The following is a 232-nucleotide window of genomic DNA, read 5'->3' on the forward strand; positions in this document are numbered from 1 at the left end:
GAGCAGTACAGGCGCACCAGCATCAGGGTCTGCCCGTTCATCGTCGCCATCGACAATTGATGGGGACGGATGGTCGGCAGATCGACCAGGAAGGTCTCGACCCGGTCGATCAGGGCCGGGGCCGCAGCGTGAAGGTGTTGTGGGGTATCCATGGACTGCATTGAACACCCGGAAGCCCTGCCATTGCCAACACCAAATTCGTCTAGTTTCATACCTTTTTTATATAGTTTAT

The 232-nt window shown here is 55.2% G+C and carries 1 pseudogene; it reads right to left on the bottom strand.

What is annotated here, in order from left to right:
- A pseudogene (locus tag ACZ3HG_RS24985) lies at positions 1-212 on the bottom strand (hypothetical protein); the annotation flags it as partial.
- Positions 213-232: the final 20 nt, after the last annotated feature.

The organism is Erwinia sp. PME.40.26/001 (assembly GCF_055556675.1).